21 protein-coding genes and 1 riboswitch are annotated in these 24,169 nt (G+C 51.9%); of the genes, 8 read left to right on the forward strand and 13 right to left on the reverse strand.

Annotation, left to right across the window (positions count from 1 at the left end):
* Positions 1 to 94: 94 nt before the first annotated feature.
* Positions 95 to 2,029 (reverse strand): threonine--tRNA ligase, encoded by a 1,935-nt coding sequence (gene thrS, locus HFP08_RS22915; protein WP_168122954.1) that lies wholly within the window; start codon positions 2,027 to 2,029, stop codon positions 95 to 97.
* A 513-nt stretch (positions 2,030 to 2,542) separates the two neighbouring features.
* Here thrS and HFP08_RS22920 point away from each other — a divergent pair.
* Positions 2,543 to 3,316 carry a glucosamine-6-phosphate deaminase gene (locus HFP08_RS22920; protein ID WP_168122955.1) on the forward strand — a complete coding sequence of 258 codons (774 nt, stop codon included), beginning with the start codon at positions 2,543 to 2,545 and terminating at the stop codon, positions 3,314 to 3,316.
* A 2-nt stretch (positions 3,317 to 3,318) separates the two neighbouring features.
* Complete coding sequence (locus HFP08_RS22925) at positions 3,319 to 4,482, forward strand: N-acetylglucosamine-6-phosphate deacetylase (protein ID WP_168122956.1); 1,164 nt, start codon at positions 3,319 to 3,321, stop codon at positions 4,480 to 4,482.
* Here the strand turns inward: HFP08_RS22925 and HFP08_RS22930 are convergent.
* The 3 genes from HFP08_RS22930 to HFP08_RS22940 all read right to left on the reverse strand — a co-directional run bounded on the left by HFP08_RS22930 (position 4,464) and on the right by HFP08_RS22940 (position 7,451).
* Complete coding sequence (locus HFP08_RS22930) at positions 4,464 to 5,666, reverse strand: ROK family transcriptional regulator (RefSeq protein WP_168122957.1); 1,203 nt, start codon at positions 5,664 to 5,666, stop codon at positions 4,464 to 4,466. The two genes, HFP08_RS22925 and HFP08_RS22930, sit on opposite strands and share 19 nt — an antisense overlap.
* A gap of 115 nt (positions 5,667 to 5,781) precedes the next feature.
* The gene (fba, locus tag HFP08_RS22935) at positions 5,782 to 6,636 is read right to left on the reverse strand and encodes a class II fructose-1,6-bisphosphate aldolase (RefSeq protein WP_206109306.1); all 855 of its coding nucleotides are present in this window, start codon (positions 6,634 to 6,636) and stop codon (positions 5,782 to 5,784) included.
* Positions 6,637 to 6,638: 2 nt separating this feature from the next.
* Positions 6,639 to 7,451, reverse strand: coding sequence for a DeoR/GlpR family DNA-binding transcription regulator (locus HFP08_RS22940; protein ID WP_168122958.1), 813 nt, complete (start codon positions 7,449 to 7,451; stop codon positions 6,639 to 6,641).
* 158 nt (positions 7,452 to 7,609) lie between these two features.
* Between HFP08_RS22940 and HFP08_RS22945 the strand changes: the two genes are divergently transcribed.
* Positions 7,610 to 8,659, forward strand: a complete 1,050-nt coding sequence (locus HFP08_RS22945) for an SIS domain-containing protein (protein ID WP_168122959.1) — start codon at positions 7,610 to 7,612, stop codon at positions 8,657 to 8,659.
* A gap of 150 nt (positions 8,660 to 8,809) precedes the next feature.
* Here HFP08_RS22945 and ytxC read toward each other — a convergent pair whose 3' ends face one another.
* From ytxC to metA, 4 genes are all read right to left on the reverse strand, one after another.
* Positions 8,810 to 9,745 carry a putative sporulation protein YtxC gene (ytxC, locus tag HFP08_RS22950; RefSeq protein ID WP_168122960.1) on the reverse strand — a complete coding sequence of 312 codons (936 nt, stop codon included), beginning with the start codon at positions 9,743 to 9,745 and terminating at the stop codon, positions 8,810 to 8,812.
* 206 nt (positions 9,746 to 9,951) lie between these two features.
* A complete protein-coding gene (gene mqnC, locus HFP08_RS22955) occupies positions 9,952 to 11,088 on the reverse strand; it encodes a cyclic dehypoxanthinyl futalosine synthase (protein WP_168122961.1) in 1,137 nt (378 codons plus the stop codon).
* Positions 11,089 to 11,242: 154 nt separating this feature from the next.
* On the reverse strand, positions 11,243 to 12,400 hold the full coding sequence (locus HFP08_RS22960) for a PLP-dependent transferase (protein ID WP_168122962.1): 1,158 nt from the start codon (positions 12,398 to 12,400) through the stop codon (positions 11,243 to 11,245).
* A gap of 50 nt (positions 12,401 to 12,450) precedes the next feature.
* Positions 12,451 to 13,368 (reverse strand): homoserine O-acetyltransferase MetA, encoded by a 918-nt coding sequence (gene metA / locus HFP08_RS22965; RefSeq protein WP_168122963.1) that lies wholly within the window; start codon positions 13,366 to 13,368, stop codon positions 12,451 to 12,453.
* A 108-nt stretch (positions 13,369 to 13,476) separates the two neighbouring features.
* A riboswitch (SAM riboswitch) is annotated at positions 13,477 to 13,583 on the reverse strand.
* A 402-nt stretch (positions 13,584 to 13,985) separates the two neighbouring features.
* On the opposite strand from metA, the gene corA reads away from it, so the two are divergent.
* The 4 genes from corA to HFP08_RS22985 all read left to right on the forward strand — a co-directional run bounded on the left by corA (position 13,986) and on the right by HFP08_RS22985 (position 17,329).
* Positions 13,986 to 14,921 carry a magnesium/cobalt transporter CorA gene (gene corA, locus HFP08_RS22970; RefSeq protein WP_168122964.1) on the forward strand — a complete coding sequence of 312 codons (936 nt, stop codon included), beginning with the start codon at positions 13,986 to 13,988 and terminating at the stop codon, positions 14,919 to 14,921.
* A gap of 83 nt (positions 14,922 to 15,004) precedes the next feature.
* Positions 15,005 to 15,907: a LysR family transcriptional regulator gene (locus HFP08_RS22975; RefSeq protein ID WP_168122965.1), complete on the forward strand. Its 903-nt coding sequence runs from the start codon at positions 15,005 to 15,007 to the stop codon at positions 15,905 to 15,907.
* A 17-nt stretch (positions 15,908 to 15,924) separates the two neighbouring features.
* Positions 15,925 to 16,734 (forward strand): histidinol-phosphatase, encoded by an 810-nt coding sequence (locus HFP08_RS22980; protein WP_168122966.1) that lies wholly within the window; start codon positions 15,925 to 15,927, stop codon positions 16,732 to 16,734.
* Between the two features lie 286 nt (positions 16,735 to 17,020).
* On the forward strand, positions 17,021 to 17,329 hold the full coding sequence (locus HFP08_RS22985) for a winged helix-turn-helix transcriptional regulator (RefSeq protein WP_277345879.1): 309 nt from the start codon (positions 17,021 to 17,023) through the stop codon (positions 17,327 to 17,329).
* A gap of 21 nt (positions 17,330 to 17,350) precedes the next feature.
* On the opposite strand, the gene HFP08_RS22990 is transcribed toward HFP08_RS22985, so the two are convergent.
* The 5 genes from HFP08_RS22990 to HFP08_RS23010 form a co-directional block, all read right to left on the reverse strand.
* The gene (locus tag HFP08_RS22990) at positions 17,351 to 17,920 is read right to left on the reverse strand and encodes a PadR family transcriptional regulator (RefSeq protein WP_168122968.1); all 570 of its coding nucleotides are present in this window, start codon (positions 17,918 to 17,920) and stop codon (positions 17,351 to 17,353) included.
* 6 nt (positions 17,921 to 17,926) lie between these two features.
* Positions 17,927 to 19,507: an MDR family MFS transporter gene (locus HFP08_RS22995; protein ID WP_168122969.1), complete on the reverse strand. Its 1,581-nt coding sequence runs from the start codon at positions 19,505 to 19,507 to the stop codon at positions 17,927 to 17,929.
* 272 nt (positions 19,508 to 19,779) lie between these two features.
* Positions 19,780 to 20,544, reverse strand: coding sequence for a succinate dehydrogenase iron-sulfur subunit (gene sdhB / locus HFP08_RS23000; protein WP_168122970.1), 765 nt, complete (start codon positions 20,542 to 20,544; stop codon positions 19,780 to 19,782).
* Between the two features lie 3 nt (positions 20,545 to 20,547).
* The gene (gene sdhA, locus HFP08_RS23005) at positions 20,548 to 22,329 is read right to left on the reverse strand and encodes a succinate dehydrogenase flavoprotein subunit (RefSeq protein ID WP_168122971.1); all 1,782 of its coding nucleotides are present in this window, start codon (positions 22,327 to 22,329) and stop codon (positions 20,548 to 20,550) included.
* Between the two features lie 24 nt (positions 22,330 to 22,353).
* Entirely contained in the window at positions 22,354 to 23,025 is a 672-nt protein-coding gene (locus tag HFP08_RS23010; RefSeq protein ID WP_168122972.1) for a succinate dehydrogenase cytochrome b558 subunit, read from the reverse strand.
* 236 nt (positions 23,026 to 23,261) lie between these two features.
* On the opposite strand from HFP08_RS23010, the gene HFP08_RS23015 reads away from it, so the two are divergent.
* Positions 23,262 to 24,167 carry a LysR family transcriptional regulator gene (locus tag HFP08_RS23015; protein WP_168122973.1) on the forward strand — a complete coding sequence of 302 codons (906 nt, stop codon included), beginning with the start codon at positions 23,262 to 23,264 and terminating at the stop codon, positions 24,165 to 24,167.
* Positions 24,168 to 24,169: the final 2 nt, after the last annotated feature.

Raw genomic sequence — 24,169 nt, forward strand, 5'->3', positions numbered from 1 at the left:
TGGATGTATCCTCCTCAGAAGAATAATACCCAAGTGAAACAAGCTTTATGCAAACTGGCCATCGATGATCAGGCGCTCGAATTATTCCCTCGTTTTATTCCTTCGCTTCAACCTGAGCCCTCAATAGCGCGACAACTTCGCCGGTCGGCATCGCGCCAAGATCGCCTTCGCCGCGTTTGCGAACGGAGACCGCTCCGGCCTGCATTTCATTCTCGCCTACAACGAGCATGTACGGCGTCTTCTCCAGCTGCGCTTCGCGAATCTTGTAGCCCAGCTTCTCGTTGCGGAGATCGCTCTCGACTCGAATGCCCCCGGCTTGCATCTCCTCGGCCACTTGACGGGCATAAGCTTCATAAGCGGTCGAAACCGGAATGACCTTCGCCTGAACGGGAGAGAGCCACAGCGGCAGCGCCCCTGCGAAATTCTCCAGCAGGAACGCGGTCATGCGCTCCATCGTCGAGATAATGCCCCGATGAATAACGACCGGACGATGCTTCTTGCCGTCTTCACCCACATATTCGAGCTCGAACCGTTCAGGCAGCAAGAAATCAAGCTGAGCAGTTGACAGAGTCTCCTCTTTGCCGAGAGCCGTCTTGATCTGCACATCCAGCTTCGGTCCGTAGAAGGCCGCTTCCCCTTCCGCCTCGAAGAAAGGAAGCTCCAGCTCCTCGGCTACCTCGCGAAGCATGCGCTGCGACATCTCCCACATCTCGTCGTTCTGGAAATATTTCTCCGTATCCTTCGGATCGCGGTAGGACAGACGGAAGCGATAATCCTTGATGCCGAAGTCTTCGTAAACTTTGCGGATCAAATGCACGACGCGCGCAAATTCTTCCTTGATCTGATCCGGACGGCAGAAGATATGAGCGTCGTTCAGCGTCATCGCTCTCACGCGATGCAGCCCTGTCAGAGCGCCGGACATTTCGTAGCGATGCATCGTTCCAAGCTCGGCTATGCGAACCGGAAGATCACGATAGCTGCGCATGTCGCTCTTGAACACCATCATATGATGCGGACAGTTCATAGGACGAAGGACCAGTTCCTCGTTGTCCATGACCATCTTCGGGAACATATCCTCGCTGTAATGCTCCCAATGCCCCGAAGTTTTGTACAGCTCCACATTGGCCAGCACCGGCGTATACACATGCTCGTAACCGAGCCTCTCCTCAAGATCGACGATGTAACGCTCCATCGTTCTGCGCAGCTTCGCGCCGTTCGGCAGCCAGAGCGGCAGACCTTGGCCGACCTCGCGGGAGAAGGTGAACATCTTCAGCTCGCGGCCCAGTTTCCTGTGGTCGCGCTTCTTCGCTTCCTCTAAGAAGTGGAGATGCTCGTCAAGCTGCGCTTTCTTCGGGAACGCCGTGCCGTAGATGCGTTGCAGCATCTTATTCTTGGAATCGCCCCTCCAGTACGCGCCGGCCACATTCAGCAGCTTGAACGCTTTGATCTTGCCGGTCGAAGGCAGATGCGGGCCGCGGCACAGATCGAAGAATTCGCCTTGATCATACAGCGTAATCACCGAATCCTGGGGCAGATCGCGGATCAGCTCGAGCTTCAGCGGATCCTCCAGCTCCGTGAAGATGGCGATCGCTTCCTCGCGGCTTACTTCGCGCCTTCTGATCTCCAGATTCTCATTGGCGATCTTGGTCATCATCTTCTCGATTGCGTCCAAATCCTCCGATGAGAGGGATTGTTCCATATCGATGTCATAGTAGAAGCCGTCCTCGATGACGGGACCGATTCCCAGCTTCACGGCTTTGTCGCCGTATATACGCTTCAGCGCCTGCGCGAGAAGATGCGCGGTGCTGTGACGGTATACCTCCAGCCCGTCCGCGGAGTCAAGCGTTACGATTTCGATTGCCGCGTCTTGTTCGATCCCCGTATATACATCCACGACCTTTCCGTCGACCTTGCCCGCTACTGCGTTCTTCCGAAGTCCCGGCGAGATCGAACCCGCCACCTCTTCAATTGTTGTGCCCGAAGCGAATTCCTTCTTTGCGCCGTCCGGAAATGTTAATTGAATAGCCACTTTCGTTCATCCTCCTGATTTGTACAATTTGCAAGCCGAGAGCGCAAAAAAAAAGCACGCATCCCTGCCAAGGGACGAGTGCTTGTTCGCTCGTGGTTCCACCCTACTTCAACTGCGATGCCAGACCTTGTTCGGCCAAAGCATGTCATGCAGTTCTCGTATCATCTGGTAACGGAGATTTCCGGTACGGCATACAGCGGCTTCGCAAGAGCTTGTCCGTTTCAACCGTACAGCATAAGAAGGGGTATATCCGCCCGCGTCAGGTAAGGAAATTTCAGCCTCGTTTCCTCTCTCTTATCCAAGCGCGTCCGGCAGACACATGACTTCTGTCATAGCTGATCACATTCATTATGTGCATCATTATAGCGCCAACTCGGGGGGAGGTCAAGAGAGGTATGCGGGTAAAGTCAACTTTATCGCCGCCTTCGTCAAGAGACGCTTGCCAAAACCAAGGATTCGCGTCATAATTTAATTAGTATAATATTTATACCAATTATAGAGGAGTTGTTGGGAATGTCTTTCATAAACCCGATTTACAGCGGTAAAGTCGATGAATTGAAGGTCCGCATCTATGAGAATCGCCAAGCTATGGGAGCTGCGGCAGGAGAGGATATCGCTGCGAAAATGAAAGAACTGCTCGCCTCGAAGCCATCCATTCGAATGATATTCGCCGCCGCGCCTTCGCAGAACGAAGCGCTTGAGGCGCTGCTTCAAGCAGAAGGTATCGATTGGTCCAGAGTAACTGCCTTCCACATGGATGAGTATATCGGTCTGCCAGGGGATGCTCCGCAGCGCTTCAGCCAATTTCTTAAGGATCGGCTGTTCGGCAAAGCAAGCTTCGCCGAGGTGAATCTCATCGACAGCTCCGCCTCGATCGAAGAAGAATGCGAGCGCTATGCCGCCAAGCTGACGCAAGCTCCAATCGACATCGTCTGTCTGGGCATCGGGGAGAATGGACATATTGCGTTCAATGATCCCCCGGTAGCCGATTTCCGTGATCCTTTGCTGATGAAGCCGGTGGAGCTCGACATGGACTGCCGCGTGCAACAAGTCAATGACGGCTGCTTCCCCGAAGTGGACGCCGTGCCGACCCACGCGTTGACGCTTACGATTCCGGCGCTCATGGGCGGCGCGCATCTGTTCTGCGTCGTGCCCGGGAAGACGAAGCATGATGCTGTGCGGCGGACGCTTCACGACGCAATCTCCGAGCAATGTCCGGCAACGATTCTTCGCACTCATGGCGATTGCACGCTCTATGCCGATATTGACTCTTACGGGAAGGTGTAATTATGACCCAATATGTGACGGGAAAATGTCTGCGCGGCTCATCCCCCATTCGAATCGGGATCGAACAAAACCGGATAGCGACAATCGAGCCGTTAAAAGAGTCGTTGGATGAAACAAACGGCGCCGATCTGCCATGGATCGGCGCCGGCTTGATCGATCTGCAGATTAACGGATACGGGGGCATCGACTTTAATACGCATCCACTCTCCGAGGAAAGCGTTCATAGAGCCGCGCGCATGCTGTTGGCGCAAGGCATTACTTCTTTTTATCCAACCTTGATCACCAATTCGGATGAAGCGATAGAAGCTTCTCTGGATACGATAGCGAAGGCTTGCCGCGCCGACAATCTTACTTCGGCAAGCATCAAGGGCATTCATCTGGAGGGACCGTTTTTAACACCCGAGGATGGAGCGAGGGGGGCGCATAGCGCAGCTTTTGTTAAAGCGCCGGACTGGGAGCTCTTTCAACGCTGGCAGAGGATCGCCGAGGGCCGCATTGCCATTCTGACATTGTCGCCGGAATGGGATGGAGCTTGCGATTTCATTGCCAAGTGCGCAGGCAGCGGAGTTGTCGTCTCGATCGGGCATACATCTGCGACTCCCGAACAGATACGCGCGGCGGTTGAGGCGGGCGCAAGCATGAGCACGCATCTGGGCAACGGATCCCATCTCATGCTGCCAAGGCATTCGAATTACATTTGGGAGCAGCTTGCATCGGATGAGCTGGCTGCGGGCATTATTGCAGACGGCTTTCATCTGCCGGAAGCGCTGCTGAAAGTATTCCTTCGCGCGAAGCGCGATCAAATCTTTCTAGTCAGCGATGCCGTCTATCTGAGCGGCATGAAAGCCGGAAGATACAATAGTCATATCGGCGGGGATATTGTCCTGACCGAGGAGGGCAGACTTCATCTTGCTTCGAACGAGAAAATTCTTGCGGGTTCGGCTCAAATGCTGACTGCCGGCATTGACCATCTGGTTCGAAAGGGACTGCTCACGCTTGAGGAAAGCTGGGCTCTTGCATCGCAAAATCCGGCTCGTATCATGAAGCTTGGACGTCACGGAATTATCGAGCCTGACGCTGTTGCCGATCTTGTGCTGTTCCATAACAAAAACGACAAAATAGCGATTGAAGCCGTGTACAAAGAAGGTCAGAAGGTAATCCCCTGAAGGGCATTCGACTGCTGCTCCCATTCGCCGATCATCGCGGCGGCGGCTCCGATCGCTCCGGTATAGGGATAAAGATCGGAGACCGCCAGCTCCGCCTTTTCCCCGCTGAAACGAATCGTCTTCTCGCGCAGCTCCTGCTCAATAAACGGAAGCAAAAAGGATGAAAGCTTCATTAGAGGACCGTCGAACAGGATTAAGCCGGGATTCAATAAATTCACGGCGCTCGACAAGGCGTAGCCTATCGCTCTTCCCGCCCGCGACAGCTCCTCCAGAACGATTTCATTATTCGATTCGGCCTGAAGAACCAACCACTGAATCGTCATATTCTCATAAGCTGCTCCGAGCGCGGCGCTCAATCGCTCATACAACGCCGGCAACCCGACCACCGCTTCCAGACAACCGCAGCGGCCGCAGGCGCAGCGGGGACCGTTCGGCTCCACGACGATATGTCCGAGCTCTCCGGCCGCTCCATAGGCTCCGCGCAAAATTTCGCCATTCATAATCAAGCTGCAGCCCACTCCCGTGCCGAATGAGCAATAAATGAAATTGCGCAGCCCCGCCGCGCGGCCATGCCAGCGCTCGCCCAATGAAGCCAGCTTGACATTATTATCAATAATATAAGAGATGGGGCTGTCGGCTCGCAGCATTTCAAGCAACGGAACATCGCTCCAGCCCAAGTGGCTGGAGCCGACGACCGTAACTCTGGCCGCATCCAGCAACGCGGGAATGCCGAAGCCCGCGCCGACAATCGCATTTGCGCCGTATTGCTTCACTAGCTCCTTCGAGTGCTCTCGAACCCGTGCGACGATAGTCTGCGGATTATGCAAGTCATGCTTGCGAATCGGCATTTCGAAATATTCGAGCGGATTGGCGTACAGATCCGTAATGACGCCAAGAACGGATGAAGCGCCCAGTTGCATCCCGATTGCCAGCCGGTTCCTCGGTTCGAAGACGATGCCGACGGCTTTGCGGCCTGCTCCCGTTCGTCCGAGCAATCCCGTCTCGGTGATATAGCCGCCTGCGATCAGCTCGTCCACAATGACATTAACCGTGTTTTTGTTCAATTCCAGCATTGCCGCGAGCTCCGCCCTGGTCGAACGCCTGCGCTCCTTGAGCATACCGTATACAAGCTTGCGATTGATTTCCTTGACCAGCGTAGGTCCTCTTCCCTTTGAAACGGTCATTTCTCAGCCTCCAAACCGAAGAAGACGGCAAGCAGCCGTCTTCCTTGTCCAACTTGATAAGTCCATTATATCCGATTAAGGCAATCCCTTGCTGAGAAATTAACGTCGATGCCGCTTACGCTTTGCCGACTGCCCCGCATATACGCATCTTCTCCATGGCCGCTTCTTTCAAAGCCTGCTTGGCCGGCACCATATATTTGCGCGGATCATTCTCGTCGGGATTGTCCGCGAATACGCGTTTGATGGCATCCGTGAAAACGATGCGAAGCTCGGTAGCGACATTCACCTTCGCCATGCCCAGAGAGACGGCCCGTTTCACTTGCGCCTTTGGAATGCCGGAGCCTCCATGCAGAACAAGCGGCACGGACACAAGCCCGGCAATCCGCTCAATGCGGTCGAAATCGATTCTCGGCTCTCCTTTGTAAATGCCATGAGCGGTGCCAATGGCCGGCGCAAGCGTCGGAACCCCGCTCAACTCCACGAAGCTCGCGCATTCATCCGGATCTGCCATTAAAGCTTCATTCTCCGCAACGACGATATCATCCTCCACGCCTCCCACCTTGCCAAGCTCCGCTTCAACATTTACGCCTGCCGCTTTGGCGATTTCCACGACGCGCAACGTTTGACGCAGGTTCTCCTGGAAGGCATGCATCGAAGCATCGATCATGACCGATGTGTATCCCGCGCGGATGCATCGGACAACAATATCGAATTCCGTGCAATGATCGAGATGCAGGGCAATCGGCACGCCGGAACGATCTGCAGCGACGCGGGCCGCGGCGGCGACATACTCGGGACCGAGATGCTTCACGGTTCCTACCGTAGTCTGAAGAATGAGCGGCGAGCGGGTAGCCTCCGCGGCCTCCACCACCCCTTGCAGCATTTCCAGCGTATGCACGTTGAAAGCGGCAACCGCATAACCCTCTCTGCGAGCTTTCTGCAATAATGGCGTTGAAGATACTAATGACATAATTAAGACTCCTCTCCCGTTGTCTGCTTCTTCCGAACGAGATGCACGGTCAGCCCATGCTCCCGCAATTGCTGCAATTCCCGCTCACCCAGCTCCGCATCGGTAACGCAAGCCTGAACGGCCGATAACGGCGCAATCGTGAAAATTGACGCCTTGCCAACCTTCGATTGATCGAAAACGGCGATTGTTTGCGCCGATCTTGCAATCATCAGCTTGCCGATATGAGCCTCCAGCTCTGAATACGTTGTAAACCCCTGCGCAGCCGTGAACCCGTCAACGCCCAGGAACATCTTCGTAATATTAAGATCCTCCACCGTCTTCTCCGCAAGCGGCCCGCATAGCTCGAAGCTGTTCTTGCGCATGACGCCTCCTGTCAGTACGACCTGCACATCCTCGCTGTCGGACAACTCCATCGCAATATTGACGGCATTCGTCACAACCGTCAGATTACGCCGGTCCTTCAGCTTCCGGGCTATGAGGAAGGTGGTCGTTCCGCCAGTCAAGGCAATAATATCTCCGTCCGCGACAAGAGAAGCGGCTTTCTCCGCAATCGCCTCCTTCTCAGGCAGCAGTATATTCCTCTTCTCATGAAAGGTGGCTTCCTTCATGGCGGAATAGCTTTCGTATTGAACACCGCCAATCGTTCGAATGACGCCGTTTAATTCCGCCAATGCGTCCATATCTCTTCTTGCCGTCGCCTCGGATATATCGAATTTGAGCATCGCTTCCTGAATGGAGAGCCGTCCTTCCAGTTTCAGCTGGCGCAAGGCATCCTCCCGCCGCTTGCCGCTTTTGGACATCGTGAGCTTGTTCATATATCCATTCCTCCTGTCTTTAAAGCAAGTATACCGCAATTTAAAGATTTTTTAAATCATTATTTGATTGATTCGATCAAATAATTATTGATTCCGTCACATTAATACAGTACACTTTCCTTAACAACTGCTGTTAGGCAGGATGAGGAGGCAATAGAATGAGCTTAACTTATTCCGAAATCAAGCAGCAATACGAAGCGTTGCGGCTTACATTCGCGTACATGCTGTCCCAGCGCGACAGGCTCACTGCATTTATGAAGGAAAGTGAGGCATCATCCATCGCGTTCGTCGGCTGCGGCTCCAGCTACGCGCTGAGCGTCTCGGCCGCGCGATCGTTCCAATTGCGCGGCGGCATTCCGGCGTACGCGTTCGCAGGGGGAGATCTGATGCTGAACGCTTCGCGTTATAGGAGCACGCTAAGAGGCGCGCTGCTCGTACTGCCATCGCGTTCGGGCAGCACGACCGAGATCATGGAAGCGATTCCGCTGCTTCAACAAGACGAGCGGCGCCCGCTGCTTGCGCTGACCTGCGTGCAAGACTCGCCCTTATCGAAGGTTGCCGATTATGCGCTGGAGCTCCCATGGGCATTCGACAACAGCGTATGCCAGACGCGCACGGTGACGAATCTCTACGTCGCCAATCTGATGCTTGCCGCCTTCTACGGCAATGACGATGCTCTTATCGATTCAATTCGAGAGGCTGTCGCTCACGGCGAGACATTCATGTCCGGATCGGAGCAGGCTATACGGAGAACGGCGGGCTTTGCGTGGGAGAATGCCGTCGTGCTTGCTGACGGCGAGCTTAACGGCTTAGCCGCGGAAGGTGCGATCGCCATGACCGAAATCGCCAACGCTCAAGCGCATGCTCATCACTTGCTTGATGTGAGGCATGGTCCCATGGTTACGATCGGACGGGATACTTTGGTCCTGGCGGCGCTGAATGACGGCGGCTTTGAGTATCAGCTCAAGCTGCTCGCCGACCTGAAAGCGCGCGGCGCAACCGTCATCGCCTATATCGATCAGGATGAGGCTCGGCAGCTCTATCTCTCTGCTGCCGATCTGGTCGTTTCGTCGAACATGAAGCTCGATTTCGCCGTCCGAGGCATCCCTTTTATCTTCATAGCGCAAATCGCAGCCATTTGCGGGGCGGATCGACAAGGCATCAATCCCGATCAACCGGATGGCCTTGACGCCTGGGTTAAGCTGTAACCCTTAAGGGCAGACTGCCGAAAGAGAAAATTTTTCTCGAAGTCTTGCGAAGTTGGCAAAAAAAGCTGCGTTAAAGGACATCTTCATCCTTTGGCGCAGCTTTCTTGATTGGGTAATGTCATGTTGTTAGTTTGATTCATTCGCTATCGCTCAAGGCTTAATCAGCTCATCCAAGGTTTGCGAGCAAGAGCTGCAGTCGACGCAGACCGATACGCGATCATCGAAAATCGTTTGAATCGTTCGAATAACCTGCATTTCCGCTTGTCTCGTATGCACGACGATTTGCTTCGGAGAGACGGAGATGAGCGAAGAAATGACCATATCCTCGATATTCATCTCCGTCTCCAGCATTTCCGCCACGATTCGATCTGACGGCGGCTTCGGTTCAATCGGTTGGAAGCTGGAATTGTACAGCATAAATTCATGACCGCCCTTGTGAAGCAAGTGTACAATGGAAACCTTGGATTCCTGAAGCTGGACGAAATATTTCAACAACGAAATAAACTCCTGATATTGCTTATCCAGCACATATTCATCCATGGCATATTCCACAATGTCCTTCAGCTCGCTCCGATAGTTCTGCAATCGGAATCGAACAAAGCCTTGAAGCTGAAGCTGGGCATGCTCGGACAAATACAGTTCGACTTCATCCGCGATCTTCTTCTTCCTGCGATTTCGGTCCGCTTCTTGAAACCGGCTTCCGAGTTGATCCCATTCCATGCCTTTCAGCAAGCCTTCGCAATATTTCTCGATCGCCTCCGTCTCAAGCGCCGGAATATTGTGATGCTTTCGCCTGATCATCTTCAATACCAATTCCGCTTCAAGCTCGCTCAATATAAATTCGGCAATCGCGTTCGCAGCTCCCTGATACACGAGATGCCCGTGCTCCGCCAAACGAAAGCCGGGCAGAATCCCCTTGCATCGAATACCTCTATCTTCCAAAATATCATAATCCACCGCTGCCTGGAGTTGCACGCCGGGCTTCGCATTATGTAATGCATGATTGGTATGCTCTTTCAGCAACGCTTGTAATTTAACGGAAACAGCTTCCATATCCTTCGCAATGGCAATGGTAAACAGCTCCATACGCTCGCTCACTCCTTCCTTCCGTTTCAGTATATGGTCCGTGGACGCTGTATATACGAAGAAGAGATTGGCATTAGCCTGGAGGAGCGTACATGCATGAAAGACGGAAAAGGCATCCCGCCTCAAAGAGGAAGATGCCTTTCCCTGCAATCGGATGCTTATTCATGCGCCGGATTGCTATTTGATCATTTCATGGCCAGTTCTAATCAGTTCTGCATGACAAAATCCTTTTGGGCTTTGTCGGTCTCGTTGAAAATCCGCAAAATATTGTATTTCGTATCGCGCTGAGCCGGCACCTTGCCCGCTTCGCGAATCAATTGAAGAATAAGTTCAATATTCACCTTATGCGTCGTGCCGGCCGCCGACACGACATTCTCCTCGATCATCGTGCTGCCGAAGTCGTTGCAGCCATAGGACAAGCTAAGCTTGCCCATCTCCGGCCCCATGGTCACCCACGAGGATTGGAAATTATCAATATTATCAAGCATGATCCGGCTGACCGCAACGATGCGAAGATATTCTTCCGGCTTTGCCTTCTCCAGCTTCAAATTGGTGTTGTCCGGCTGGAACGGCCAGGAGATGAACGCTTTGAAGCCTTGTGTCGGATATCCGTTCGCCTTCACCTTATCCTGTTCGTCGCGAACGCGCGTCATATGCAGCGCCCGCTCCTCAATCGTCTCGCCAAGGCCGTATACCATCGTCGCCGTCGTGTTCATACCGTGGCGATGCGCCGAGTTCATTACAGCCATCCAGTCGGTCCATGAACCCTTCATGCGGCTGATCTTGCGTCTCGTGCGATCGTCGAGAATTTCCGCTCCGCCCCCCGGCAAGGAATCAAGCCCTGCGGCATGCAGCTGTTCGATGACCTCGTCCAGCGTCAACCCATCCGACACGACCTTCATTTTCTGTATTTCCGCAGGCGAGAAGGAATGCATCGTGATTTGCGGGAATCTTGCTTTAATCTTCCTCAGCAAATCGGTATAGTACGTAAACGGCAGATTCGGATTCGTGCCGCCTTGCATTAAAATCTCGGTGCCGCCGACATCAACCGTTTCCTGAATTTTGTTCAGAATGACCTCGTCGTCCAGCACGTAGCCTTCCTTCGAGCCCGGAGCGCGATAGAACGCGCAGAATCGGCAATACACATCGCATACATTCGTATAATTCACATTCCGTCCCACGACGAAGGTCGTTATCGGGTCCGGATGTCGTTTCAGCATGATTTGGTTCGCCGTATGCCCCAGCTTCTCAATCTGATCGGAAGCCAGCAGCTCCATGCCCTCTTCAAGCCCTACTCGCTCGCCGCGCAAAGCCTTGTCTAATATTCGGTCTATTTCGCTCATCCGCAATACCTCCTGCCTAAGCAATTCAATCGCTTGGATTCATTCGCAGCATCTATTCGCAACAACAGCGGCCAACCATTCTCTCTCATCGTATCATATTCCGCTGCGAGGCGTCATCCCGGAGAGGCTTTCCATTATGGCAAAATAGCGAAAGTTAACCTTCGAGCTCGCGTTTCGCAGCTGCGATCGCTTGATCCAGATCCTCGATCAAATCATCGATATGCTCGATGCCGACAGAGAAGCGCAGCAGACGATCATCCACGCCGATTGCTTGTCGAATGTCCTCCGGAATATCCGCATGCGTCTGAACCGCAGGATAGGTCATAAGCGATTCAACGCCGCCCAGGCTTTCGGCGAATGCGATCAGCTTGATATGACGAAGAATCGGCTCCACATAGCGGGCGTCCTTCAAGCGGAAGGAGAAGATGCCCGTATTGCCGGAGGATTGTCTGTTCTGCGTATCATGTCCGGGATGATGCGGCAGCGCCGGATAATAGACATCTTCGATCGCTTCATGCTCCATCAGGAATTCCGCAAGCTTCGTCGCGTTGAATTGATGGCGTTCCATGCGAAGCGCGAGCGTCTTCATGCCTCTCATCAGCAGCCAACAATCTTGAGGACCGAGAACCGCTCCGATTGAATTATGCAGGATCGCCATTTCCTGCGACAGCGCTTCACCCTTCGTCACGATCAAGCCGGCAAGCACATCGTTATGACCGCCGAGATATTTGGTCGCGCTATGTATAACGATGTCAGCCCCAAGCTCGAGCGGACGCTGAAGATATGGGGTAAGCAGCGTATTGTCGACAATGGTCAGCAGCCCCTTCGACTTCGCCCAGGAGCATACGCGCTCCAGGTCCGTAATCATCATCAGCGGATTCGTCGGCGTCTCGATCAGGATCGCCCTCGTATTCGGCGTCAGCAGCGAGGTCATGGCGTCAATGTCGTTCGTGTCCACATAGGAAGCCGTGACGCCGAATCTGGACATGATTCGCTCGAGCAAACGGTAGGTTCCGCCATAGAGATCAAGGGACACGATAAGATGATCGCCTTGGCTGAAATAAGCAAATATCGTTTGCAGCGCGGCCATGCCGGAGCTGCAGGCAAAGCCCGCATCGCCGGATTCGAGCTTGGCCGCCGCTTCCTCCAGCACAGCTCTGGTCGGGCTCTTCGTTCTTGCGTAATCGAAGCCAGTGCTTTCGCCAAGCTTCGGATGACGGAACGCGGTTGCTTGATAGACGGGAAAGCTCACCGCTCCCGTCACAGGCTCCTTCAAGGATCCGATTTGTGCCAATTCACTTTCGATTTTCATATCGTCATACACTCCTTAGGTAGAAATTAAGCTCCAAAATCTCGGCCTTATCAGATGCCTGCGCCGAGTTCATAGGGAGTCAACTGGTAGACATAATAGTTCAGCCAGTTCGAATACAGCAGGTTGGCATGCGCCCGCCAGGTGGACAGCGGCGCCTTGTCTGGATCGTCGCCCGGATAATAGTTGACCGGCAGCGCGATCGATAGCCCCTTCGCGACGTCGCGATCGTATTCGTATTTCAGCGAATTCGGATCATATTCCGAATGTCCCGTAACGAAGATCTGCCGACCGTCCTTGGACGCGACCAGATAGATGCCGGAGTCCTCCGATTCGGATAGAATCTCAAGCTCCTCAATGCCCTCGATGTCTTCTCGGCGAAACTCGGTATGCCTCGATTGCGGCACGAGGAACGACTCGTCGAAGCCCCGTAGCAGCGGCACGTTGCGCTTCTCGATCGTATGCGGGTAGATGCCGAAAATTTTGTGATCGAGATTATACTTGGGAACGCCGTAATGATAATAAAGCCCTGCCTGAGAGGCCCAACAAATATGGAACGTCGAGGTCACATGACGCTTGCTCCACTCCATGATGTCGGTAAGCTCTTCCCAATAGTTCACTTCCTCGAACGGAAAATGCTCAACGGGCGCTCCTGTAATAATGAGTCCGTCGAAATATTCTTGCTTGATTTCATCGAACGTCTTATAGAAGGACTCCAGATGCTCGGCGGATGTGTTCTTGGACGTATGCGTCTTCGGATGCAGCAGCACGGCCTCCACCTGAAGCGGCGTATTCCCGATTAATCTCAGCAACTGGGTTTCTGTCGTTTCCTTCGTCGGCATCAAATTCAATATCGCGATTCGCAATGGACGGATATCCTGATGGAAAGCAGTGCTTTCATCCATGACAAAAATGTTCTCGTTGTTCAATATTTCTTTTGCAGGCAAATTATCTGCGACTTTGATCGGCATGCCAATCACTCCTTTGACCGTTTGTGAGGCGAATCAGACAGATAACTAGAAAAAAGACCCTTTCTGCTTGAGAAAAGGTCGTCTGCTCGGTAAATAAGCTGTCCGCCTCTCTCATCTCTCAGAAACCTTATGTTTCCGCAAGAATTAGCACCGTGCTTATTACGCCGGTTGCCGGGCTTCATCGGGCTAGTCCCTCCGCCTGCTCTTGATAAGAAAGTAGTCTATTCAATTATCGTGATTCTAATGATTATTACTTTAATGCATTCTGTTATTCCCGTCAAGAACCCCGCTTGCATATCCTGTAGCAAGGGATAAAGGCCAGATCATCTTATCCTTGAATGTTCCGACGCCCAAGGAGTATACTAAATAAGATTGAGGCATTTTTTTCATTTTTTTATCCGACTTTAAAAAGGAGTGTATGCGGTTATGGAAGGCGACCGACCGGGGCCCGGCAATTGCTTGACAGAGACGCTGAAGTTCAGTCAAAAGCGAGTCATCCCTCCCATTGTTTCCCTGCACTCTGGCAACGGCGCGGAAACATGAGGTTATTTTCACGAAATTGATAAGCACTGCCTGATTCAGCAGTCTCCTGCATAAGGAAGAGAGGAGAAGCTGCGATGAAAATTAGACATGTGAACAACGGCGTGTTCACCACGCTGGACAATATCGAGCAAGCCTTGGTTGCTCCGCCGAACGGATTTTACTGGATTGACGCAGATGTGGAGGATCTGGCCATTCTGCAGCCCTTATACGGCATGCATGATTTGGCCGTAGAGGATTGTCTGCAGGAGGAAGAGCAGCGTCCCAAGATTGAAATTTACGAAAAGCATTATTTTATCGTTATTAACAGCATACGTTTCGATGATGAGGAAATATTCCTTAGAGCGCTGAATATGTTTCTCGGCAGCTATTATATTATTACCGTTACGAAGCAGAAAATTAACGAGCTCCGCACCTTGAAGCCGATTCTATGGGAGCAGGAGGTCAGCAGACCGGATCAATTCCTCTATCATCTGGTCGATCTTGTCGTCGATAATTATTTTCTTGTAGGCGACCGTATCGACAGTCGCATCGAGACGCTCGAGGTCGATATCCTGATGCACACGAAGAAATCCCATCTGACGGAAATCATCGGCCTCCGCGGCGAGATTTTGTGGGTGAAGAAGGTGCTCGGACCGCAGCGCGAGGTTATTTTCACATTAAATAAGAAGGAATTGAAGCTAATCGATGATCAGCTTCAGAAATATTTCAGCGATATCTACGAGAACGCGCTGAAGATCGCGGAATCGTTCGAGACTTATCGCGATCTGATGGGCAACTTGCGAGAAGCCTATCAGTCGAGCCTTTCCAATCGAGCGAATGAAATTATGCGCGTTTTCACGGCTATTACCGTTATCTTCATGCCCCTCACGTTCATTACCGGCATCTACGGGATGAACTTTGAAAAGATGCCTTTTCTTCATTTTCAATATGGCGCCTATGTATTGCTAGGCATTATGCTTTTGCTGGGCTCCTGCATGTTTATTATTTTCCGCAAGAAGGAATGGCTCTAGGGCGTGTTTGCAAACACGCCCTAACGGGCCGTTCTTTCCTTTGCAATCACATTCGGCCGCGCCGAAAGGGGGAATGACTGAACATGAATATTAGCCAGCTTGAAACGTTGCTGACCATCTCCAAGACGATGAGCTTTCGCAAGGCGGGCGAACTTCTCAATCTGACGCAGCCAGCCGTATCCGCCCAGATCAAAAGCTTGGAGGATGAATTCAAGACAATCCTCATCGACAGGAATCAGCCTGTTACCTTGACCGATCACGGCAAAGTGTTTCTCGAGCATGCCGAGCGCATGCTTGCCATCGTGGACGAGCTGAGATTGAAGCTGGATGATTTGAATCAGACGCCGCAGGGACATATTTTATTAGGAACGACTTCTTCCATCGCCATTCAGATTTTGCCCAGGGTGCTCTCCTACTTCCAGAATCAATATCCATTCATTAAGATCACGATACATACGATGCCATCATCTCAGGTGATGACTTCCGTGGAGCAAGGCACAGTCGATGTCGGCATTACCTATATTACCGAGAAGAACCCAAGCATCTCTTCCTCCGTGCTTTATTATGATTCCTTTCATTTGGTCGTATCGCCCGATCATCCAATGAGCAACCTAAGACATACTACGGTAGACAAGCTGAAAAATTTGCCGATGATCATGCTAGCTCCGGATACGCTGGGACGGCGATTTGTCGATGGGCTGTTCAAGCAATACAATATTCAGCCCAATATTGTGATGGAGCTTTCGTCTAGCGAAGAGGTAAAGCGGATGGTTGAGATTGATCTGGGAGCAGCGATTATTTCCAGACTGTCCATTGCAACGGAGCTGAAGCTTGGATCGCTTAAGATGATTAAAGTGAATGAGCTGGAGACGAGCCATCCGGTTGGCGTCGTGTACAAATCAGGACGCTATCTCAATACGGCCATGCGGCAGTTTCTGAGCGATCTGCGCGGCATGCCTGAGCATCAATTCATTAGCAGCGAGTAACGAAGGAGTGAAATCTTGTGAAATTCGATCTACATACCCATCATATCAGATGCGGACATGCCGACGGAGATATTGAAGCTTACATATTGGCCGGAATGGATGCCGGGCTGCAGGTCATCGGCATTTCGGACCATTCTCCCTATTTCTATGATGAACTGGATCAGCCTTCGCCCGCCATCGCTATGGCACGCAGCGATTTCGCTCATTATGTGGAAGAGGTCTTGAGGCTGAAAGCCCAATATGAAGGGAAAATCGAGGTGCTGCTTGGCATGGAATCCGATTTCTTCCCCGAACATGCCGATGTCTATCGCGAAGCCTATAAGGGCGTGCCATTCGATTATTTGATCGGCTCCGTCCACAAGGTTGGCGGAGTGAGCATCTTCAACCGGAAGCGTTGGAACAACCTGAACGAAGAGCAGCATATCAAGGAGAAATCGGATTATTACGATTTGATCAAGGCTTCCGCTCGCAGCGGCATGTTCGATATTCTCGGCCATATTGACGCGATGAAGGGCTATTATCCCGCCTTCTCGGATATACCCGCTCATCAGCAAATTGATGACGCGCTTGGGGTCATTGCCGAATGCGGCGTCGCGATCGAGATTAACACATCGGGAAGCACGAAGGATGTCGGAGGATGGTATCCCTCAGATGAAATTCTGGAGCGTGCGCTTCATTTCGGCGTCGCGGTCACCTTCGGCTCCGACGCCCATAAGCCAAGTCGGGTCGGCGATGAATGGGAGCTGGTCGCGAAGCGTCTCAAGGAGATTGGTTTTACGGAATGGTGCTTCTTTCGCAATCGCCGGCGTGTCAACGTTCCACTCTAAAAATGCGCAAAAAAGGGGGCCCTGCAGCTGCAGGGCCCAAAGTGTTATATTAAAAGGGGGTCTTGTTTATTATAATAACCTCCGCATGTGATAAGGCGATAACAGAAACATTTCATTTGTGTAACAAAACCGCTTCATCTCATAAACGCATATTGCCTTGCCTTTTTAATATGCGCCTGTCCTGCGTCTGTCTAAGTCGTCGCTCCATCAGATGGATATTCGGCGCACTTACGAATAGTGTGTAAATATGCTATACTTAAGTAACTAAACAGCAGAGGTGATGCTAGTGGACTATTCAACCATGTGTCCCAGATATGAAGCAGCAGCCGATTTGCTCGGCAAGAAATGGATTGGTCTTATTATACGCGTGCTGCTTGGCGGTCCCAAGCGCTTCAAGGAATTGAAGGAACAAATTCCCGAGATGAGCGACAAGATGCTCACGGATCGTCTTAAGGAGCTTGAAGCTCTGGAAATTGTCAGCCGTACGGTCTATCCGGAAATGCCGGTTCGCATCGAATATGACCTGACAGAAAAAGGACATGATCTCGAGCCTGTCATCGAATCGATACAAAAGTGGGGAGAAAATTGGATGTAGCTGCGATTAGGGATATCGTAGCTACTCCTTTTTTTTGCAAGGAGACTCGAACAACCTTCCCGACTCCGCTTCGTTTCTCATCTCCTCCAACCAGCTCCGTTCCGCCTCGCTAAGCTGGATAATTCCTCGAATCATCTGGATGGATCCCTTTGGCAGCAAATCCCCCTTGATGCTCATCACTGCTTCAAGCATCGTTATGCGTTCCTTGCAAGCCTCGCTGTGCTGCTCAATCGCGGCTAATACAAGCCGCGGCTCGCCATGCATAATGAATGGCAAAGCCGCGAACAGCGGATGCTGAGGATAGTTTACTTGAAGTATCTGCTTATCCAGAAGCTTCAAGAATGCCTTCCTCCCCTTCTCCGTAATGCGGTAAATCGTCTTATCTGGCCGATTCTCGCCTGGAATCGTGACGATCTCCGACGCTTCAATCAAATCATGCTCCCTCATTTGGTCAACCGCGTAATACAAAGAGCCGTCACGCACATTAAAGGTTGTATGCCAATTCCGCATCTTAATCGTCTGGCGAATTTCGTATGGATGCCTTTCGTTCTCCATCAGCAATCCCAATATGAGCAGCTTCATGGATGACATGGCCGACTAGCTCCTGTTCAGCGAAGCTTCCGCTTTGCGAGCATTGGAATCGCCTGGTCTGCCTTGTTCTCCTTGATGACCGGGCTTAGCCGCTTCCAGTCTTGCTTTGCCCATCAGAATCGCGAAGATAATCGCGACAGCAGGCAGAATCACAGACCACTGGAACACATCAATAATCGAATCAGACAGCTTGCTTAGCAAGGAGTTAATTAATTCGGCCGGCAAGCCCATTTGGCTCTGAACCTGCGGATCAAGCAAGGCCTGCCCGCCTTTGATCCGATCCGCCAGCTGCGGATCTATATTCGGCGTGCTTTCAACGGCAGATTGGAAGCTCGTCTTCTGAATAACCCCGAACACGGTGACGCCAAGCGCCGAGCCGATCGTTCGGAAGAAAGTAATTAGCGATGAAGCGGAGCCTTTGTATTGCGGCGGCACCGAGCTCAAGGTGGAGATGTTCAGCAAGGAGAAGGAAACGCCGATTCCAAGGCCCACGATAATCATGTAGAGAGTAATAATAAACCGACTTGTCGAGCTGTCCATCGCGAAGCCCAGCAATGCGGTTCCAAGCACCAAGGTAAGACCCGACACAATCATGACATTGCGGAATGGCAGTTTATTGGCAATCCATCCGCCAACTTGGCTGCTTAACACAACCCCGAGCATCATTGGAATGAGTACGGTGCTCGTCTGGGTTGCCGTCTTGTGGAAAACCCCTTGAATAAATATGGGAATAAAAGTTGCGGAGGCCATCATTACGCCGCCATAGAGCATCGAGATCATCATGCTGCTTGTGAACAACTTCTTGGAGAACAGACTAAGCTTGATAATTGGATCCTTCGCTTTTGTCTCCGCCCACAGGAAGAGGGCGAGCAGAATGCCTGAACCGACAAACAATGAGATGGTATTAAAAGAATTCCACGCCCAATTATCGGTTCCGCCGAGCTCAAGACCAAACATCAGACAGAGAATCGCTCCCGTCAGAAGCAGCACGCCCGCATAGTCGATATATTGCTTCTTCGAGGTTCTTGTTTCATGATAAGCCTTCATAATAAAGATAAAGGACAGAATGCCAATCGGCACGTTGATGTAGAAAATCCAGCGCCAGCTGAAGTTGTCGGTGATTGCTCCGCCCAGAATCGGTCCGAAGACGCTCGAGATGCCGAACACGGCTCCGAACAGCCCCATCATCTTGCCCCGCTTCTCCGCCGGAAACAAGTCGAATATAATCGTGAATACGATTGGCATTAAGGCGCCGCCGCCAATCCCTTGAATCGCCCGGTAAATAATAAGCTGATCCATATTCTGAGCCGTTCCGCATAGAATAGAACCAATTATGAATAAGGCGAGTCCAAGCATGAAGAAACGCTTGCGTCCATACATATCCGATAATTTGCCAAAAATCGGCGTTGAGACGACCATGGCGATCATGTAGGCGGAATACACCCAGATGAAATTCTCGAAGCCTCCCAGCTTCTTGATGATCGTCGTCATAGCGGTTGATACGATAGTCTGATCCAGGGCGGCCATAAATAACCCGAGCAGCAGACCGGCAACGACCAGCTTTACATTGCTTTTATTTGCGTCCACATGTATCCTTCCTTCCAGTTCTTATTCAAATTTGAGTACCCTCGACTTATTATACTCAAATTTGAGTATGGGTCAATTGTTTTTTTCGTAAACATGGAATTACACTTCCTAAGGATACCCGGCTTGAATTGGGATCATGTTCTAACGTAAGGGGCGGTTGTTTAGGTGAAGAGTTGCGTTTAATTTACGAAAAAAACTGGCCTTTAGCGAGCTTCAAAAGCTCTGCTATAAGCCAGTTCTTACTGCCACCATAGATATGATAAGTTTTCAATCTACATGCCAAGCCATTTCTTGAACAGGTGCTTGGTCGTATCCTTGTTCATCGCTGCAATGGAAGTTGTGAGCGGAATGCCCTTCGGACAGGAACGCACGCAGTTCTGCGAGTTGCCGCAGCCTTCAATGCCGTCGTCGGTCATCAAAGCGTCAAGACGCTCTTCCTTGTTCATTTCGCCGGTCGGATGCGCGTTGAACAGACGAACCTGGGAGATCGCCGCAGGACCGATAAAGCTGTTGCGGTCGTTCACGTTCGGACAAGCCTCGAGACAGACGCCGCAGGTCATGCACTTCGACAATTCGTACGCCCATTGACGCTTCGACTCCGCCATGCGCGGTCCGGGTCCGAGATCATAGGTTCCGTCGATCGGAATCCACGCCTTCACCTTCTTCAGCGCATTGAACATGCGCTCGCGGTTGATGACGAGGTCGCGCACGATCGGGAAGGTCTTCATCGGCTCGAGACGAATCGGCTGCTCCAGCTGATCAACAAGCGCGCTGCAGGCTTGGCGGGGCTTGCCGTTAATAACCATCGAGCAGGCTCCGCAAACCTCTTCCAGGCAATTGGATTCCCAGCATACGGGAGCCGTCTTCTTGCCGTCCGCTGTTGTCGGATTGCGCTGAATCTCCATTAAGCCGCTGATTACGTTCATATTCGGGCGATACGGAATTTCGAATTCTTCCGTATAGGGAGCGGAATCCGGCGTGTCTTGACGGGAAATGATGAATTTCACCTTTTTGGTTGCCACATTTGCTTCAGCCATCGTTTATTCTCCTTTCTTCTTCTCTGCGGTTTCGTCTTTCTTTTTATCGGTCGAATAATCGCGCTTACGCGGCTTGATCAAGGACACATCGACATCCTCATAGGAGATGCTAGGTCCTTCCTTCGTCCACGATGCGATCGTCGTTTTCATGTACGTGTCGTCATTGCGGTCCGGGAATTCCGGCTTGTAATGCGCGCCGCGGCTCTCGTTACGCAGAAGAGCGCCTTTTGTCATCGCTTCGGATAATTCAAGCATGTTCCACAATTGACGCGTGAACGCGACGCCTGCATTGTTCCATGAAGCGGTATCGTTAATATTAATGTTCTTGTAGCGCTCTTTCAGTTCCTTGATTTTGCCGATTGTCGCTTCCAGCTTGTTATTGAACCGAACAACCGTCATGTTGTTCGTCATCCACTCGCCGAGCTCTTTGTGAATGACATAAGCGTTCTCCGTGCCGTTCATGCCAAGAATGCGCTGATGCTTCTCGGTGTTTTGCTTCGTCGCCCGGTCGAATACCGAGGAGGATACATCCTCCGACGATTTCTTGAGGCCTTTGATATACTCAACGGCCTTCGGTCCGGAAACCATACCGCCATAGATCGCCGAAAGCAATGAGTTCGCTCCAAGACGATTGGCGCCGTGATATTGATACTCGCATTCGCCCGCGGCGAACAAGCCGGGAATATTCGTCATTTGATTATAATCGACCCACATGCCGCCCATCGAATAATGCACCGCCGGGAAGATCTTCATCGGAATTTTGCGCGGATCGTCGCCCATGAATTTCTCGTAAATCTCGATAATGCCGCCAAGCTTCACGTCCAGCTCCTTCGGATCCTTGTGGGACAGATCGAGATAGACCATGTTCTCGCCGTTGATGCCCAGCTTCTCGTCTACGCACACATGGAAGATCTCGCGCGTCGCGATATCGCGCGGAACCAGGTTTCCGTAGGCCGGATATTTCTCCTCAAGGAAGTACCAAGGCTTGCCGTCCTTGTACGTCCAGATCCGTCCGCCCTCGCCGCGCGCCGATTCGGACATGAGACGAAGCTTGTCGTCCCCTGGAATCGCCGTCGGGTGAATTTGGATGAATTCGCCGTTCGCATAGTTAACGCCTTGCTGATAGACCGCGCTTGCAGCCGTGCCTGTGTTGATAACGGAATTCGTTGTTTTGCCGAAAATAATGCCGGGACCGCCCGATGCCAGAATAACCGCATCGCCGCGAACCGTGCTGACCTCCATCGAGCGAAGATCCTGCACCGATACGCCGCGGCATACGCCGTCGTCGTCAAGCACCGCGCCAAGGAATTCCCAGTTCTCGAATTTGTTGACGAGACCGGCTGCTTCCCAGCGACGAACTTGCTCGTCCAGCGCATAGAGCAGCTGCTGACCTGTCGTAGCGCCCGCGAATGCCGTTCTATGGTATTTCGTGCCGCCGAAGCGGCGGAAATCGAGCAAGCCCTCGGAGGTTCTGCTGAACATAACGCCCATGCGGTCCATCAAGTGGATAATGCCGGGAGCCGCTTCGCACATTGCTTTAACCGGAGGCTGATTCGCGAGGAAGTCGCCGCCGTAGATCGTATCGTCAAAGTGCTCCCAAGGGGAGTCGCCTTCGCCTTTTGTATTGACCGCGCCGTTAATGCCGCCTTGCGCGCAAACTGAATGAGAACGCTTCACCGGCACGAGGGAGAACAGGTCGACGTGCACGCCGGCTTCCGCTGCTTTAATAGTCGCCATCAGGCCGGCAAGTCCGCCGCCGACAACGATAACTTTGTTTTTTGCCATTACGCTTCGCTCCTTGTCTACAATCTAACCGATTGTTAGTAATGCTGTCGCTGCGTTCGCAGCTTCCTGGAATTCATCGCCCGTGAAAGCAACGAGCGCGAGAATGAATAATGCGGACACGAGCACGAACACGCCCATACAGATATAGGAGGAGATACGTTGAGCTCGAGGGCCGACCGTAATGCCCCAGCTGACCATGAACGCCCAAAGGCCATTGCTGAAGTGGAATACGGTAGCCAGTATTCCGATAATATAAAGGATGAAATAAACAGGGTTCGTCGCGATTTCATTCATCTTGGCGCCTAACTCTTCATGCGTAATATTGCCGAGATACACCTGAATCCTCGTTTGATACACATGCCAGAACACAAAGATGAACGTAATCACGCCGGTGAAGCGTTGAGCCGTGAACGCCCAGTTGCGTCCATACTTGAATCTGCCCGTGTTCACGTTCGATTGGTAAGCCACGTACAAGCCGTAGATGCCATGGAACAGAAGCGGCAGATAGATGCCGAAGATTTCGAGAATCGGCAGCACCGGCAAGCTGTTGATCATGCTTACTCCATTGGCAAAGCCTTCGGGTCCGCGCTCATAGGACTGATAATTGGTCAGTCCGTGCAGCAAAATAAACCCGCCCAGCGGAATGATTCCGAGAAGCGAGTGCAGCTTGCGCGAAAAATACGAATTTTCTTTCATTTGATTCCTTCTCCTTTCAAGACTGGAAATGCTCGTTCGCTTGATAAACATGCCATTTCACATTGTAACGCTAGCCTTTTCCCCCGTCAACAAAAGTCGACATCTCTAAACCCTTCTTCCATCCTACTCCTTTTACGCTTATAATGGAATTGCTTATTATTTATTAAAAGTTATAACGAAAGTGTATAAGAGGCAAGCTATGATAACAATTCAGCTCTCTAAAAGGTGTGTTGATCATGTATGAAGAGCTTCATGTATTCAGAGTTATCGTCGAGCAATCCAGCATGAACAAAGCAGCGGGTCTGCTTAATTTGTCCCAGCCTGCACTCTCGCGCAAGCTCTCCAAGCTTGAAGGTGAGCTTGGTGTAGAGCTGTTCCGGCGAATCGGAAAGCGCCTGGAGCTTACCCGGATCGGGCAGTTGACGTATGAATACGCCCTCGAACTGCGCGAGCTTCACAGCCAGTATTTGCAGACGGCGGCCGAGTTTACAACCTCGGGCAGAAGCATGCTGACGATCGGCGCCAGCTTGACCACCTTGCAGACGACATTGCCGGATGTCATTCAAAGCCTTACATCCGCCCATCCCGAATTCGACATCAAGGCCATCACTGGCAAAACGCATGAAATCATCGGTTATGTGCGCGAGCATAAAGTCGATCTCGGCATCATAGCTTCAAGCATAGACGACCCAACGCTTCGCTGCGTGCCGCTCTTCGATGACAATCTCTTGCTCGTTCTGCCTCGCAGTCTTATGATTACAGATAAGGGAACGCTTAACATCGAAGATCTGAACGGCATGCCGATGATTCTATTCTCCAAAGGCACCTGGTACCGCATTTTGACGGATGAGCTGTTCGATACCTACAAGCTGTCTCCCGACGTGAGAATGGAGATTGATTCGTTCGAAGCCATTTTGCGCCTGCTGCACACTTGCCGCTCCGCCACGCTGCTGCCCAAATCGTACATGCGCGAGCAATTGATCATCGACAACGAGCTGATCGCGGTGCCGATCAAAGAGCTTCAGAACGCGAAGCGCACCACCTCGCTCATTCACGCGGCCCCGGATACGCTCAGTCCATCCGTAAGGCTGTGCATCAGCGAAATAACGGCGAAATACGCTCGCTCCGCCGAAGACGACTGAAT

This window comes from Paenibacillus sp. HB172176 (assembly GCF_011947265.1).
Taxonomy (GTDB): Bacteria; Bacillota; Bacilli; order Paenibacillales; family Paenibacillaceae; genus Pristimantibacillus.

Coding starts and splice junctions, on each gene's coding strand:
- HFP08_RS22920 (WP_168122955.1), top strand. CDS start 2,543: ATGTCTTTCATAAACCCGATTTACAGCGGTAAAGTCGATGAATTGAAG.
- HFP08_RS22925 (WP_168122956.1), top strand. CDS start 3,319: ATGACCCAATATGTGACGGGAAAATGTCTGCGCGGCTCATCCCCCATT.
- HFP08_RS22930 (WP_168122957.1), bottom strand. CDS start 5,666: ATGACCGTTTCAAAGGGAAGAGGACCTACGCTGGTCAAGGAAATCAAT.
- fba (WP_206109306.1), bottom strand. CDS start 6,636: ATGTCATTAGTATCTTCAACGCCATTATTGCAGAAAGCTCGCAGAGAG.
- HFP08_RS22940 (WP_168122958.1), bottom strand. CDS start 7,451: ATGAACAAGCTCACGATGTCCAAAAGCGGCAAGCGGCGGGAGGATGCC.
- HFP08_RS22945 (WP_168122959.1), top strand. CDS start 7,610: ATGAGCTTAACTTATTCCGAAATCAAGCAGCAATACGAAGCGTTGCGG.
- ytxC (WP_168122960.1), bottom strand. CDS start 9,745: ATGGAGCTGTTTACCATTGCCATTGCGAAGGATATGGAAGCTGTTTCC.
- mqnC (WP_168122961.1), bottom strand. CDS start 11,088: ATGAGCGAAATAGACCGAATATTAGACAAGGCTTTGCGCGGCGAGCGA.
- HFP08_RS22960 (WP_168122962.1), bottom strand. CDS start 12,400: ATGAAAATCGAAAGTGAATTGGCACAAATCGGATCCTTGAAGGAGCCT.
- metA (WP_168122963.1), bottom strand. CDS start 13,368: ATGCCGATCAAAGTCGCAGATAATTTGCCTGCAAAAGAAATATTGAAC.
- corA (WP_168122964.1), top strand. CDS start 13,986: ATGAAAATTAGACATGTGAACAACGGCGTGTTCACCACGCTGGACAAT.
- HFP08_RS22975 (WP_168122965.1), top strand. CDS start 15,005: ATGAATATTAGCCAGCTTGAAACGTTGCTGACCATCTCCAAGACGATG.
- HFP08_RS22990 (WP_168122968.1), bottom strand. CDS start 17,920: ATGTCATCCATGAAGCTGCTCATATTGGGATTGCTGATGGAGAACGAA.
- sdhB (WP_168122970.1), bottom strand. CDS start 20,544: ATGGCTGAAGCAAATGTGGCAACCAAAAAGGTGAAATTCATCATTTCC.
- sdhA (WP_168122971.1), bottom strand. CDS start 22,329: ATGGCAAAAAACAAAGTTATCGTTGTCGGCGGCGGACTTGCCGGCCTG.
- HFP08_RS23010 (WP_168122972.1), bottom strand. CDS start 23,025: ATGAAAGAAAATTCGTATTTTTCGCGCAAGCTGCACTCGCTTCTCGGA.
- HFP08_RS23015 (WP_168122973.1), top strand. CDS start 23,262: ATGTATGAAGAGCTTCATGTATTCAGAGTTATCGTCGAGCAATCCAGC.